The sequence below is a fragment of the Salinivibrio sp. YCSC6 genome, assembly GCF_004916735.1.
GTDB classification, from domain to species: domain Bacteria; phylum Pseudomonadota; class Gammaproteobacteria; order Enterobacterales; family Vibrionaceae; genus Salinivibrio; species Salinivibrio proteolyticus.
Genome location: NZ_CP039517.1, coordinates 686836 through 702589 on the forward strand (window position 1 = coordinate 686836; position 15754 = coordinate 702589).

The 15754-nt window shown below is 49.9% G+C and carries 7 protein-coding genes and 1 pseudogene; 6 read left to right on the top strand and 2 right to left on the bottom strand.

The annotated features are described in order from the left end of the window. Positions 1 to 180 precede the first annotated feature (180 nt). The gene (gene malT, locus E8E00_RS16920) at positions 181 to 2889 is read right to left on the bottom strand and encodes an HTH-type transcriptional regulator MalT (RefSeq protein WP_136588417.1); all 2709 of its coding nucleotides are present in this window, start codon (positions 2887 to 2889) and stop codon (positions 181 to 183) included. A 494-nt stretch (positions 2890 to 3383) separates the two neighbouring features. Here malT and E8E00_RS16925 point away from each other — a divergent pair, with 494 nt between their 5' ends. From E8E00_RS16925 to glgB, 3 genes and pseudogenes are all read left to right on the top strand, one after another. Further along, a complete protein-coding gene (locus E8E00_RS16925; RefSeq protein ID WP_096632819.1) occupies positions 3384 to 5834 on the top strand; it encodes a glycogen/starch/alpha-glucan phosphorylase in 2451 nt (816 codons plus the stop codon). A 114-nt stretch (positions 5835 to 5948) separates the two neighbouring features. Further along, positions 5949 to 8138: a 4-alpha-glucanotransferase gene (malQ, locus tag E8E00_RS16930; protein ID WP_096632731.1), complete on the top strand. Its 2190-nt coding sequence runs from the start codon at positions 5949 to 5951 to the stop codon at positions 8136 to 8138. A 168-nt stretch (positions 8139 to 8306) separates the two neighbouring features. Next, positions 8307 to 10160: pseudogene (glgB, locus tag E8E00_RS16935) on the top strand (1,4-alpha-glucan branching protein GlgB); the annotation flags it as partial. A 172-nt stretch (positions 10161 to 10332) separates the two neighbouring features. Here glgB and malK read toward each other — a convergent pair. Continuing rightward, on the bottom strand, positions 10333 to 11475 hold the full coding sequence (gene malK, locus E8E00_RS16940) for a maltose/maltodextrin ABC transporter ATP-binding protein MalK (protein ID WP_069590369.1): 1143 nt from the start codon (positions 11473 to 11475) through the stop codon (positions 10333 to 10335). Between the two features lie 511 nt (positions 11476 to 11986). On the opposite strand from malK, the gene malE reads away from it, so the two are divergent. The 3 genes from malE (at position 11987) to malG (ending at position 15707) form a co-directional block, all read left to right on the top strand. Beyond that, positions 11987 to 13168: a maltose/maltodextrin ABC transporter substrate-binding protein MalE gene (gene malE / locus E8E00_RS16945; RefSeq protein WP_069590367.1), complete on the top strand. Its 1182-nt coding sequence runs from the start codon at positions 11987 to 11989 to the stop codon at positions 13166 to 13168. 63 nt (positions 13169 to 13231) lie between these two features. Then, positions 13232 to 14806: a maltose ABC transporter permease MalF gene (gene malF / locus E8E00_RS16950; protein WP_077457376.1), complete on the top strand. Its 1575-nt coding sequence runs from the start codon at positions 13232 to 13234 to the stop codon at positions 14804 to 14806. Between the two features lie 10 nt (positions 14807 to 14816). Beyond that, on the top strand, positions 14817 to 15707 hold the full coding sequence (malG, locus tag E8E00_RS16955) for a maltose ABC transporter permease MalG (RefSeq protein ID WP_069590363.1): 891 nt from the start codon (positions 14817 to 14819) through the stop codon (positions 15705 to 15707). Positions 15708 to 15754: the final 47 nt, after the last annotated feature.

Here is a 15754-nt window from a genome sequence, read left to right on the forward strand (position 1 = left end):
TATGTTTTGTAAGGAGGCCAAGCTTACTGAAAGGTGAAATGTACCAACTGTGATCGCGTTATAAATCAACTGATGAATAAGAAAATATTTCAATAATTCAATAACGTATCACGAAAGGTAGGCGGAGAATAATCAGCGCCTACGCCCTTAGCGAATAGCCAAAGGCGTAGGCTTCATCCGTTAACTTCCCATCAGTTGCAGTAAATTTTCTGCGGTGACTATCGCTTCTTTGCGGTTTGCAATATTCAGTTTTTGGTAAAGGTTACGGATATGTGTTTTGATGGTGGTGCCGGCGACATCGAGCTCTTGAGCAATTTGTTCATTGCTCAAGCCCGAATAAATGAGCCCAAGGACTTGCCACTCGCGTTGCGTGAGCGAGCTGGTGCGTACTAACTCAGGGACGTTGGGGTGTTTCACCAATTTTTCGACGAAATCTTCATCAAAGTGAACGGCGCGGCTGCGCTGATGACTGGCAATTTCTTTCAGCAGTTGCTGAGCGCGATGACGCTCTAATGCCCCGAGTGCTTGCTGTTGAAGCAACTGGTGCAGTAAGGGCGCAATAGCCTCGCCTTCGATTAAGAAGTTACCCACCATGCCGGTCTGGTTGGTTAGCGTGAGCGCCTCTTGCAGTAAGGTTTTCGCATATTCTTCTTCCTGCTCTCGGCTGGCGAGTACGGCTTCCACAATCAGGTTGCGATTTTTATCCGTGACTAGGCATGTGCGGTCGGCTTCTTTACGTAAGAAGGCCAACGCCTCGCGGGCTTTGTCATGATGTCCCAGTTGTAAGTACGCACGGGCAATATTTCGCCATTGCAGTTGGCAAAAATGGTTGCAGGCAGTGTCGGGACGCACGGCTTGATGGAGCCATTCATCGATATTGGTGAGCTCATGTTTGGCTTGCCAGTATAAGAGCAGTGACAGCGAGGCATTGGCGGTCCAGTCTACGTGGTAAACCGATTCACGAAGAAGGTGTTCGATATGATCGATATACTTTGAGGCTTTATCGAGCTCACCACGGCTAATCGCGACGCGAGCCAGCATGGAATAACTGTGCAAGTGTTTGCTCGGCGGCTGCGTTTCCAGCACGCGAAGTCCTTTATGCGCACAGACTTCGGCTTCATCCAATCGATGCCAGCACCATAGAATTTGTGCCCGCAAGCGCAGCGCAAATTCATGCAAAGGGACTTGGTGGAGCTGCTGATCTTCAATCAATTTATCGGCGCTATCCAACAATTCGAATGCAGCTTGCACGTAGCCTTGTGCGAGCAAAATTTCGCTTTGTTGTAAAATCGCCCATAACGCTTGGTGGTACACTTGATGCTGGCGCGCGAGCTTCTCGGTTTGCTGCATCATAGACAGAGCGCGATCAAGCTGCCCAACCACGTGATTTACTTCCCCCACCACGGATGTGGCGACAATGCGACCGCGATAGTTCGCGCTGTCAAGTTGGCTAAGTGCCAGCTCAGCCAGCGCCATCGCTTGGTCAGGGTCATTGCGATTGATGGCAACTTGGGCCAGTAACGCGTTGGCATTTCCCTGATAATCAATATCAAGCGTGATATTACGTTCTTGGTAGGCTTGCTCTGCTTCTGCGAGAAGTTCACCGACTTCATGATATCTGTGTTGACTCTGCGCTAACCACGCGCGTAGCAGACCTAAGTTGGGGTAGGTGAATAGCAACTGATTACTGATTTGGCCGATAGCCGCCTCTAGGGTCGAGAGCTCTCCACGATTAAACATACGCCAACCGTGCTGATTGAGGATATCCGCCATCAAGGTATCGTCTTCGGCGTAGCGGGCGTGGCGCAATGCTTGATGGGGCGTATTCAGCTTTAGCCAAGCCAACGCTGCCTGTCGGTTTAAGTGTTGTTGCTGTTGAGGGATCCGTGCTTGACGCTCATGGGCGAGAAACTCTGCGAATAAATGGTGGAAGCGGAACCAGTTATTGTCTCCTTCCAACGGATAGATGAATAAACCGTAGCGATTTAGCGACTCGAGCATGCCGAGCGCGTCTTCGCGCTCGGTCAGCGCAAAGACCAGCTCGTCATTAAACATTTCCAGCACGGAAACTTGCATTAAAAACTGACGGGTTTCACTGTCCAGCAGATCAAAAACCTCTTCGACCAAATAATCCCACAGGTGGGCATGGTTAAAACTCGCGCAGGAGGCGGCACTTTGCATCAGGGTCCGTTTTTGATGCTGAGCCTGAATCGCAATTAATTGTAGGGCAGATGGCCAGCCCTCGACGTAGGCACAAAGGGTGCTCGCGGTGGTTTCGTCGACACCATCGGCGACACGTTGATTAAAAAAGCGGGTGGTCTCTTCATTATCGAACGCAAGCAGTTCATTGCCGATCTCGATCATCAGATCGCGAACCCGCAAATTTGCTGTCCCTAGCGGCGGATTCGCGCGCGAGGTCACCACCAAAGTCAGGCTATCGGGCATGTGCTTAATAAAAAAGCGCATTGCTTCATGAATGTCTTCATTGTCGATCAATTGGTAGTCATCCAATACCAGATAACAGGTGGACTGTAACCCAGCCAGCTCAGCGAAAACATCGGAGAGCAGCGCACGCAGGGATGAGAACTGGCGTTTTTCTGCTAGCTTAACGGTATTGGGGCACCCATCGTGGGTCGCTTTATTTAATGCTTGCAACAGGTAGTTGATAAAGCGGAAGCTGTCGTTGTCGCTGTCATCAATGCTGAACCAGCCGACATGGTTTTGATCGGCGAGCCATTGTGCGGCCATGGTGGTTTTGCCGTAACCTGCCGGCGAGCGGAACAACACCAATTTGTAATGTGGCGCTTGTTGGAGGATATCCAATACGCGCGGGCGCAAGATGGCATTGTAGAGACGGCCGGGACGGGTAAGTTTTGACGGGATCCACATAGCGAGAAGGTCCTTTACAGCGAGTGCGGCTTTGCCGCGTTTATCCTTGTACGCAAGTGTATGTAACTGGTCTGTCACAAACTATGATCCAGCGCTGATAATGGTGCAATTGCTCTATTTTGGTGCAGCTACGCCTTTTAATTGTGATTAAAGTCACTAATTTTATTGTTTCGGATACGGAATATAGAAGGTGTTACACGCCAGAGACGATGAATGCCCCCACAATTTGCGTTAGCGCACAAAATTAACAAAAGGGATTGTTCTTTTTTCACAGCCGTATTTTGGTCAGTGTTCCCTCAAATTGTGATTTTTATCACCTCAATATCACGAAATTCCTCCATTGATGAGAGCAAGCTCACTCACAGCTTGTGATGTGGCTCTCTACGCCCTGACAACTCCTCCTTTCCTCCTCCTGTCTCGGGAGGATGTTTGCATCGACAGGCTTGGGCAGGATGACTGTCATCGAGGTTTTTTTCCATTACGAGAGCGATGACATGACGCCTAAACAGCAACACGCATTTGATAAAAGCGCTTTTAAAGCCAGTATGACCCAGCATTTGACGCAGCTTGGTCGCACCCCCGAAACCGCGGAGATGCGCGATTGGTATCTCGCCTTAGGCCGCGCGCTGGCCGAACACACCACCAGTGATCTGGTTGCGACAGAAAACGATTTAGCCATCAAACAAGCGAAGAGTGTGAACTACTTATCCCTAGAGTTTTTGATTGGCCGCTTAACGGGCAACAACCTGATTAGCATGGGGCTTTACGATGAAATTGCGGCTGTGGTCAGCGAGTTTGGGTTTGGCCTGACCGATTTGCTTGAGCAAGAGCGCGATCCTTCGTTGGGGAATGGTGGTTTGGGCCGCTTGGCCGCGTGTTTTATGGACTCGCTGGCAGCCCAACAGTATCCAGCGGTCGGCTATGGCTTGCACTATGAATATGGTCTGTTCCGTCAATCATTTAAAGATGGCGCCCAACAAGAAGCACCGGATGCATGGCGTGAGCCAGAAGGCTATCCGTGGGAAGTGGTTCGTCCTGACCTTGCCCAAACGGTTGGCTTTTATGGCCACGTAGCGGTGATTGAAGAAAACGGTCACACGCGCCGCGAATGGGTTCCTAGCCTTCATATTCAAGCGATGCCTTGGGATCTGCCTATCGTGGGCTATCAAAGTAATACGGTTTATCCACTTCGCTTATGGGAAGGTCGAGCACTGACGCCATTTGCGCTCGATGCCTTCAATGATGGTGACTATACCCGTGCGCAACAAGCCGCAATTGATGCAGGCAACCTGACCAAGGTGCTTTACCCGAACGATAATCATGATGCGGGTAAAACGTTGCGTTTGATGCAGCAATACTTCCACAGTGCGGCCTCTGTTGGGGATATTCTTCGTCGCCATTTAGATGCTGGCCACCCACTGGCTGCCCTTCCAGATTATGAAACCATTCAGTTAAATGATACTCACCCGACTATCGCCATTCCTGAGCTGATGCGAGTGCTGTTGGATGAGCACCACTTGAGCTGGGATGACGCTTGGTCTATCTCCAGCCAGACGTTTGCTTACACCAACCATACCTTGCTTCCAGAAGCGCTGGAGACGTGGAGCGAGTCGTTAATGGCGAACTTGCTGCCGCGTCACATGGAAATCATTTTTGAAATCAACCACCGCTTCTTGCAAGACGTTGCTGCGAAATGGCCGGGCGATGTCCGCAAACAGCAAGTGCTGTCTGTGATTGACGATCAGGGCGAGCGTATGGTGCGCATGGCAAACCTCTGTGTGATTGGCTCGTACGCGGTCAATGGTGTGGCGGCGTTGCACTCTGAGTTGGTAAAACGCGATCTCTTCCCTGAATTTGATGCGCTTTATCCGGGCCGTATCCAAAACGTGACCAACGGGATCACGCCACGTCGTTGGTTGAAGTTCTGTAACCCAGATCTCTCTGCCCTTATCAGTGAAAAAATTGGCGACCAATGGCCGGCTCATCTCGAGCAACTGGAGCAAATTGCCCAGTATGCTGATGACAAAGCGTTCCAAAAAGCCTTTATGGCAGTGAAAAAGCGCAACAAGCAGCGTCTTGCTGATTGGGTAAAAACCCATCTAGACATCACGCTAAACACTGACGCCATCTTTGATGTTCAAATCAAACGTCTTCATGAGTACAAGCGTCAACATCTGAACTTGTTACATGTGATTTCTCTGTATCACCGTCTGATCCATGAGCCGAATTTCGATATGACGCCTCGTGTGGTGTTCTTTGCTGCCAAAGCCGCGCCGGGCTATGCGCTCGCCAAATCGATCATTTTTGCGATTAATAAGGTGGCGGAGACGATCAATAACGATCCACGAGTCGGTGACAAGCTTAAAGTGGTCTTTATCCCTGACTACCGAGTCAGCATGGCGGAAATCATTATTCCTGCTGCCGATGTGTCTGAACAAATTTCGATGGCCGGCAAAGAAGCGTCGGGCACCGGCAATATGAAGATGGCGCTTAATGGTGCATTGACTATCGGGACCATGGATGGCGCGAACGTGGAAATTCGCGAGGAAGTGGGCGATGACAATATCTATATCTTCGGTCTCGACGTGGAAGGCGTGAATGCATTGCGTGAGAAAGGCTATCACCCTGATCACGAATACCATCAACAGCCGCTGTTAAAAGCGTCGCTTGATAGTCTGTTGGATGACACCTTCACGCCGGGACACCCAGGATTACTCCGTCCGGTATTCGATAGTGTGATGGCCAGTGGCGACCCGTATTTGTGCTTAGCGGATTTTGCCGATTATGTGCGTGCTCATAATCAAATTGATAGCGATTATCGTGACTCAACGCTGTGGGCACATAAAGCAATTTTGAACACCGCGCTGGTGGGCAAATTTAGCTCTGACCGCTCAATTCGAGACTATGTCGCTAACATTTGGCAACTGAAAGCGGTAAAACGCTAAGCCTTTGATACCAAGCTGACATGCTAAATGGGTGGCACGACATAGGGTGCCACCCACAATAACAATAACTGCAATGGCCGATAAAAGAAGGGGGCGGACCCCTCGGAGAATGCGATGAAACAACCTGCACTTAAAACAGTCGCACAAATGGCAAATTTAGCCGACCGCTACATCAGTGCATGGGGCACTGAAGCCTCTGTGCCTGACAGCACCTTATACGATTTGTTGACGTCACTTGGCTATGACACCCGTAACGATGAAACGCTACTGGCCTCAGCAGAGAAAAAACACAAAGAAGGCGTTTTGTCGCCAGTTCAAGTCATTCGCGACGATGAACCGCTCGAGGTCGCATTGCATTTAGGCACCAGTGCCAGAGAGAGTGACTTTAGCTGGCGCATCGATACCGAGCAAGGTGAGTGCTTCGAAGGCTATCTACAATCCCAAATTGTGCGTGATGAACGTCGTGAAGGGGGGCCGTTGGTCTTCAATCTGCCCTGCACCTTACCTTGGGGATACCACCGTTTGTCGGTAATGAGAAAACGCCGCAAAACCCCCTATGAAATGACGTTAATTGTGGCCCCCGCACGTTGCTACATGCAGCCTGAACTCGACCAACACAAAAAAATGTGGGGGCCGAGTATTCAACTTTATACGCTGCGTACCCCGCATAACTGGGGGATTGGTGATTTTGGCGATCTCAAGCAGTTGGTCAGTGATCTGGCGTCGCGTGGCGTAGATTTCGTGGGGCTGAACCCTATTCATGCGTTATTTCCTGCCAACCCAGAAGCAGCGAGCCCCTATAGCCCGTCGTCACGTCGTTGGTTGAACTTACTCTATATCGATGTCAGTGCCGTGTCGGAGTTTGCATTAAGTGCCAAGGCTCAGCAGTTGGTGGGCAGTGCCGACTTTCAGCGTCGTTTGCAGGCCGTGCGCGAAACGCATTGGGTCGATTACAGCGGAGTCGCGGCACTGAAGATGGCCGTTTTACCCTTGCTTTTCGAGGAGTTTAAACAGCGACACCTGACCCAAGACACAGCCCGCGGCCGTGCCTTTCTCGACTTTGTTGAGCAAGGAGGCGATAGCTTGAAGCAACAAGCGACCTTTGATGCATTGCATCAGCATTTGCGCGCGGATGATGACAGTATATGGGGCTGGCCAGTCTTCCCCGAAAAGTATCGACGCTATGAAAGTGCGGCGACCCAGGCCTTTGTTGAGAAGCACCAAGACAGTGTCCACTTGTATATGTATTTACAATGGATTGCACAAGGACAGATTGAAGAAGCACAGCGTCTGGCTGAAGAAAAAGGCATGGCGATGGGCTTGTATCGCGATTTGGCGGTTGGGGTGTCTGATGCGGGCAGCGAAACGTGGTCCGATCATTCGCCATTGGTGCTGGATGCGAGTATCGGTGCGCCACCGGATGTGCTGGGGCCATTAGGTCAAAACTGGGGACTACCGCCGTTTGACCCGCATGCGTTGAAAGAAACCGGCTATGAAGCATTTATCGAGCTGCTACGCGCAAACATGCAGCACTGCGGCGCACTGCGTATCGATCATGTGTTGGGTTTGCTCCGTTTGTGGTGGATCCCAAAAGGGAAAAATGCCACCGAAGGCGCGTACCTCTATTATCCCGTTAAAGACATGCTGGCGATTTTGGCACTCGAGTCGCACCGTCATCAGTGCAGTGTAATTGGTGAAGATCTTGGTACGGTTCCCGATGAAATTGTCGATTTACTGCGTGATGCGGGGGTGCATTCTTACAAGGTCTTCTTCTTTGAAACCTCGAAAGACGATGGTGGCTTTATCTCGCCTGCCCATTATGCGGAGCAAGCAATGGCTACCTTGTGTACCCATGATATGCCAACCATCCGAGGTTTTTGGCATTGCGACGATTTGAAAATGGGACAAGAGTTGGGGCTTTATCCGGACGAGTCACAGTTGCAAGCCTTGTTTGATGGCCGTTTAAAAGCCAAACAAGGCATTCTAGACAGTGTGCGTTGGCATGGCATGTTACCGGAAGGTGTCGGTGACGATGCGCGTTACGTGCCAATGGATGGCTACCTAAGCCGTGCGTTGCAGTTGCATGTAGCGGCAGGACAGTCTGCGTTGTTGAGTGTGCAACTGGAAGATTGGTTAGAAATGGACAAGCCAGTCAATATTCCGGGGACGGTCGATGAATATCCTAACTGGCGTCGTAAGCTTTCGGTGAACCTTGATGCCTTATTTAGCAAAGAGGAAGTGAACCAACTGGCGCGAGATTTAACTCGCGTTCGACAGCACGCTAGCCGCCAGTCGGTCGCATGATTCACGATCTATAACCACGATGCCACGTTTTAACGCTCTATCCTCGGTGACAGCCAACACCTCAGGGGTAGGGCGTTTTTTGATAAGGAGACAACCGTGCCTGACACCCTCAATCCTAAACCGCATGGCACCATCGCCGCGGACGACTATGCGCTTAATGCTGCGCATCTATCCGATCCTCATCAGGCCTATCATCAGATGGGGGCCAAGCTAATGACACTTCCGGTTAACGGTACGCCCATCAAAGGCGTCCGTTTTCTGGTTTATGCCCCAAACGCGCGTTCTGTCAGTGTCATTGGTGATTGGAATCATTGGCAGTCAGAGGCTGATCCACTGACGCGACTCGATGACGGCTACTGGGTGGGCTTTGTGCCTAGCTTGGGCGCGGATTGTCGCTACAAGTACGCGCTCACCGGGCCCGATGGGCATTCACTGCCTCACAAGGCGGATCCGTTCGGTGCGTATGCGGAGCAATACCCTTCGTTTGCGTCGTTAACCTACGACCATCAGGCTTACCAATGGCAAGATGCGGCTTGGCAGGCACGGCCTGTTACCGCCAAGCACCAACAAGCCTTGTCTTTCTATGAGTTACATATCGGTTCTTGGCAGCATGACGAGACGGGAAATCCGCTGGGCTATCGTGAGTTGGCGGCGCGACTGGTGCCCTATTTAGTCGAAATGGGGTATACCCATGTCGAGTTGATGCCGGTCAGTGAGCATCCATTTTATGGCTCGTGGGGCTATCAGCCGGTTGGCCTGTTTGCACCGACGAGTCGTTATGGCTCGCCGGATGACTTTAAGTATTTTGTTGATCAGTGTCACCAAGCAGGGATTGGCGTGATCTTGGACTGGGTGCCTGGGCATTTTCCGAGTGACGATCATGGCTTAGCCTATTTCGACGGCACGCCGCTTTATCATGACCCCGATCCGCGCCGCGGGTGGCATAATGATTGGCAATGCCATATCTACGACATGGGTAAAGAACATGTCCGTCGTTTTCTGGTCAGCAACGCGTTGTATTGGCTGGATTATTTCCATATTGATGGGTTACGCGTCGATGCGGTGGCGTCGATGCTTTACCTCGATTACTCGCGTTCGCACGATCAATGGCTACCGAACCCCGATGGGGGGCGCGAAAACTATGATGCGATTGCGACCTTGAAATGGGTGAATGAAGCCATTTACCAACGCTTCCCTAATGCGATGACGATTGCCGAAGAGTCTACCGCTTTTCCCGGCGTATCTGCGCCTACCTACTTAGGCGGACTCGGGTTTGGCTTTAAGTGGAACATGGGCTGGATGCATGACAGCTTGAGCTATATTCGTGAAGCGCCCATCCATCGCCAATATCATCACGACACGTTGACCTTTCCGTTGGTATACGCCTTCAGTGAAAACTATGTACTCTCACTGTCGCATGACGAAGTGGTGTACGGCAAAGGCGCCCTACTTAACAAAATGCCGGGAGATGAGTGGCAGCAAACGGCAAATTTACGCGCATATTTGGGGTACATGTACGGTCAGCCTGGGAAAAAGCTGAACTTTATGGGTACGGAAATTGGCCAAACCGCCGAGTGGGATCATGATGGTCAACTGGAGTGGCATTGGTTGGAATATTCACGGCATCAGGGCGTGAAGTCGCTGGTGAAGGCCCTCAATCACTTGTATACCTCAACGCCTGCGCTTTATCGGCTCGATTGCGATCCAGCTGGATTTGAGTGGCGCTTACAAGATGCCCACGCGTTGAGCGTGATTGCTCATGAGCGGATCAGCGATGATGGGGAGCGTGTGCTGGTGGTCAGTAACTTTACACCGGTACCGCGTGACTCGTTTATCTTGGGGATGCCCCATGCCGGACATTATTCTCTGCTGCTGAATACCGACGATGCGGCATTCTGGGGGAGCGGCTATCCATTGCCCGCGGAAATCGATACGCAAAATACTGCGGCTCACGGACAAGCACAATCGTTATCACTGACGTTACCGCCATTAGCGACCGTGTTCTATCGGTGGGAGGGGTGATACATTCTCTATATCGGTAATGAATTGAGCTAAAGCGCCCGGAGAGGCGCTTTTTTTTGAGCCTGTCGAACGTGCCTGTCAATCGCGATTGCTTGTCTCAAGGAGAGGGTCTTTGGCAGCCAGCGGGATCAAAAAGGCCGCTAACAGAGCGGCCTTGGTAAGGAGGATGTGATTAGGCGACTTGTTCCGCCTCTTCTTCAAAAATTACCCCGTTTTCACGGTGCAGGCGTTTACAGGCACGGCCATCGCTGTGGAACAAATGGCAACGGTGTGCAGGAATACCAATCGCGTATTTGTCTCCGGCTTCGATTTCAACCGTATCCAATTGACGGTAAATGACATCCGCATCGGCACTGTCGAGGCTAATATAAATTTGTGTCTCGTTACCGAGCTTTTCAACGATAGTAGCTTCGCCTTCAATCACAGCATCACCGTCTTTCGCCGCTAGCAAATGCTCGGGACGAATGCCGAGTGACATGCGATCGCCTCGTGTCACTGTGGTGCCATCGACGGGGATCCAGAACGTGGTGCCATTGCTCATTTGCACTTTAACGCGTTCGGCTTCGACATCATCAATAAACACGCTCATAAAGTTCATTTTAGGTGAGCCGATAAAGCCAGCGACAAAGCGGTTTTTAGGATAATGGTAGAGCTCGAGTGGTCGGCCAACTTGTGCGACTCGCCCTTCATCCAAGACCACGATTTTATCGGCCATGGTCATGGCTTCGATTTGATCGTGGGTGACATAAATCATGGTACAGCCCAGCTGACGTTGGAGCTTGGTGATTTGCGCGCGCATTTGCACCCGCAACGCGGCATCAAGGTTAGAAAGCGGTTCATCCAGCAAGAACACTTTTGGCTGTGAAACCAGAGTACGGCCGATAGCCACACGTTGACGTTGTCCACCCGACAGTGATTTTGGCTGTCTATCCAACAAGTGACCAAGCTGCAAGATCTCTGCCGCGTGATGGACGCGTTTATCTATTTCTGCTTTGTTAGCTTTGGCTAATTTCAGACCGAATGACATGTTGTCATACAGGTTAAGGTGGGGATATAGCGCGTAAGATTGGAAGACCATCCCCACACCGCGCTTGGATGGCTCAACATCGTTAATCCGTTGGTCATCGATATATAAATCACCTGAGGTAATATCCTCTAAGCCTGCAACGCAGCGCAGTAATGTGGATTTACCGCAACCGGAAGGTCCGACAAAGACGACAAACTCACCGTCTTTAATCTCTAGGTCAACGTTCTTAGAAATCATTACATCGTCGTCATACGCTTTACAAACGTTTTTAAACGTGACACTTGCCATGTCGCTCGCCCTCAATCGCTTTTCATTAATTCGGCTTAATTCGCATTATAGGTGTTTGCGTTATTTCATCGCACGTCACTTAAGACCTAAATAACCGTTAACCTATTTGTTGAATAGTTAACGGGTTAAAGCTTAAGCATATCGTGTGATTGCTCACCAATGCTTTTTTGATGGTATTCAGTTTGGGCGAATCACGGCAGTCATACATCCTCCCAAGCAGAATTATTACAGGGGGAGTAGACGGGGAGGAGGATGAACTACTCCCCAAATTAATTTGAGGGCGTACGTCACAAAATTATCAGCCAATTAGTTGAACTTGATCACGTTAGGTTTATTTTTGTGAGCCGCATCATCGGCGGCGAGCGATATGGATCACGAATTCGCTCGCAGTGGCGTAGGGCGTAGAGGACGGGATGATGAGGAATTGCGGTGAATTAACCATGATAGACCGTGAAATACAGCTCATCCGCCAAGGAATCGTGCTACACCTCAGTAGAAGAAGGATAGAAAGATGAAGAAATCACTCAGTGCTGTTGCCCTCGGAACCCTTATTGCTCTCGGCTCATTTGGGGCACAGGCGAGTATCGAAGAAGGCCAGCTCACTATTTGGATTAACGGTGACAAAGGCTATAACGGACTTGCTGAAGTTGGAAAACGTTTTGAACAAGACACGGGTATTCCGGTAACTGTGGCTCACCCTGATGGCTTGCAAGATAAATTCCCACAAACAGCGTCAACCGGCGATGGTCCAGACATCGTATTTTGGGCGCATGACCGTTTCGGTGGCTATGCCGAGTCGGGTCTATTGGCTGAAATTAAACCCTCTGCGCGTTTGAAAGACGGGATGGTTGATTTTGCATGGGACGCAGTGAAATACAAAGGCAAGTACGTGGGTTACCCTATTGCCGTGGAATCTCTATCACTGATTTACAACAAAGATTTGGTCCCTACACCACCTAAAACCTGGGAAGAAGTGGCGAAGCTGAACAGCAAGCTCAGTGAACAAGGTAAAACCGCTATTATGTGGAACCTTAAAGAACCTTACTTCACTTGGCCATTGATGGCGGCTGATGGTGGGTATGCCTTTAAACAAACAGCCACAGGTTATGATGTCAAAGATGTCGGCATCAACAAGCAAGGTGTTCACGACGCACTGGGCTTTATTAAGCACATGGTAAAAGATGGCGTGATTTCGTCTGATATGGATTATTCCGTTTCTGAATCGTCGTTCAACCAAGGCGACACGGCAATGACCATCAATGGTCCATGGTCGTGGGGTAATATCGAGAAATCCGGCATTAACTATGGCGTGACAACACTGCCAACCTTCCAAGGCGAAGCGTCTAAGCCGTTCGTCGGTGTGCTCAGTGCTGGCATTAGCACTGCATCACCGAATAAAGACCTTGCGGTTGAGTTTCTCGAAAACTATGTGCTGACTGATGACGGCCTATCCACCATCAATGCCGATAAACCCTTAGGGGCGGTTGCGCTGAATTCTTACCAAGCTCAATTGGCGAAAGATAGCCGTATTGCAGCAACCATGGAGAATGCGAAGCATGGTGAGGTGATGCCGAACATTCCTCAAATGACAGCATTTTGGGGCGCTGCGAAAAACGCCGTTGTTAATGTGGTTGGCGACCGTCAATCCATCGACGATGCGCTTAACGATGCAGAAAAACAAATGCTGAAATAAGCTCTACCTGCGGGGAGGGCAGCCTCCCCGCACAGTTCCCGAACAATGTGAGTAGCGTTCCTTATGCAGTCAGTTCAAGGTTCTCCAGCTATGACAACGTCAGGCTCTTTCTTGCCAAGTAGCTCAAAAGCGTTCATTAAATGGGCGTTGTTGGCGACTGTGGCGATCATCAATGGTTACGCCACCATACTTATGTATTCGCGTGGTGAAACTGCGTTTGCAATGCTAACTGTGGTGCTAACCGCGCTAGCCTTATACATTTTTGGTAATAAGAAGATGTATGCTCAGCGATATATCTATCCGGGTATTGCTGGGATGATCCTCTTTATCATTTTTCCCTTGGTATATACCGTGGGCCTCTCTCTTACCAACTATAGTGCTAAAAACCAGCTGTCTTTCGAGCGCGCGCAATCGGTATTACTTGAGCGTACTTTTCAAAGTGGGCAGAGCTATCCGTTTGCTTTGTATCAAACTCCATCAGGTACCCGTTTAGTGATTGATAAAGCGGGTGAGCGCTTTGCGACCGCGCCGTTTGATATGGCGTCGATGTCGAACGAAACGTTAGCGCTTTCGCCGGTGGAAAGCCTGTCGGGTGAAAAAGCGACGCTACGCGATGTGATCAAAAACCGCGATACTTTAAGTCAGGTGGATGTTCAGTTCCCGAATGGCGATACCATCCGTATGAGCGGGCTGCGTAAGTTTGCCGCAGAACAACCGCTGTATACCTTACAAGATGATGGCCGTACGCTGATTAATAATAAAACCGGCGATACGTTGAAGCCAAATGATGAAATTGGTTTTTATCAACCGATTGATGAGGCCGGTCAATTTATCGGTGATACGGTGGCACCGGGTTATGTGGTGCAAATTGGTACGGACAACTTCGAGCGTGTTTGGACCGATGATGGGATAAAAGAACCGTTTATTGGTATCTTTATTTGGACGATTGTATTCTCGCTATTAACGGTAGTGTTCACGTTAATTATTGGGCTTATTCTTGCCAATGTCGTTCAATGGGAAGAATTAAAAGGCCGTGCAATTTATCGCGTGTTACTCATTCTACCTTATGCGGTACCTGCGTTTATTTCCATTCTTATTTTCCGAGGGTTATTCAACCAAAGTTTTGGTGAAATCAATATGGTACTTGAAGCCTTATTTGGTATCAGTCCCAATTGGTTTGATGATCCATTCCTGGCACGTGTGATGGTGGTGTTGGTGAATACCTGGTTAGGTTTCCCTTACATGATGATCTTGTGTATGGGTTTATTAAAAGCCATACCGGATGATCTTTATGAAGCCTCTGCTATCGATGGCGCTAACTTTATTCAAAACTTTACGCGGATTACGTTGCCGCTGATGATCAAGCCCCTAATGCCGTTGCTCATCGCCAGTTTTGCATTCAATTTCAATAACTTCGTAATGATTATGCTGTTGACAGAAGGTGGTCCGAACATGATTGGTACCACAGAGCCGGCGGGCTATACCGACTTGCTGGTCAGCTATACCTATCGGATTGCATTCGAAGGTGGTGGCGGCCAAGACTTCGGTCTCGCCAGTGCAGTCGCAACATTGATCTTCTTGCTGGTGGGTGCGCTCGCCTTGATTAACCTGCGTCTTACCAAAGTGACAGAAAGCTAAGGAGTCTCTCATGGCTATGGTTCAAGGAAAATCATTAAAATACCGAGTGTGGGCGACGCATATAGGTCTGTGCTGCTTTCTCTCGCTGATTATCTTCCCCTTGTTGATGATTATCGCAATCTCGTTCCGAGAAGGTAACTTTGCGACCGGGAGTTTGATTCCGGAAAACCCGTCTCTTGAGCATTGGAAGCTGGCACTCGGCTTCCCTGTCACTAATCCTGATGGCTCGGTGACACCACCGCCATTTCCGGTTCTATTATGGCTATGGAATTCAGTGAAAGTCGCGGGCGTAACGTCACTTTTGATTGTTGCGTTATCAACGACGTCAGCTTATGCCTTTGCCCGGATGCGTTTTAAAGGCAAGGAAACCATTTTGAAAGCGATGATGATTTTTCAAATGTTTCCTGCAGTACTCGCGTTGGTGGCGATTTACGCACTCTTCGACAAGTTGGGTAACTACATTCCGTTTTTAGGGCTCAACACCCACGGTGGTTTGATCTTTGCGTATCTCGGCGGTATCGCCCTGCATGTGTGGACCATCAAAGGGTATTTTGAAAGCATTGATGGTTCTTTGGAGGAAGCGGCCGCATTGGATGGTGCGACGCCATGGCAAGCGTTCCGTATGGTATTGCTACCATTGTCAGTGCCGATTCTTGCCGTGGTCTTCATCTTGTCGTTTATCTTCGCGGTAGGTGAAGTGCCAGTTGCTTCTTTGCTGTTGTCTGATGTGGATTCATATACACTCGCTGTCGGCATGCAACAGTATTTGTATCCACAAAACTATTTATGGGGCGATTTCGCCGCGGCAGCTGTCTTATCGGCTTTCCCAATTACTGCGGTATTCTTACTCGCGCAACGTTGGTTAGTCGGTGGCTTGACCGCTGGTGGCGTGAAAGGCTAACGCGGTTAAGTCAGTCAATGACCTAGAAGAAAGGCAACCTTGATGAG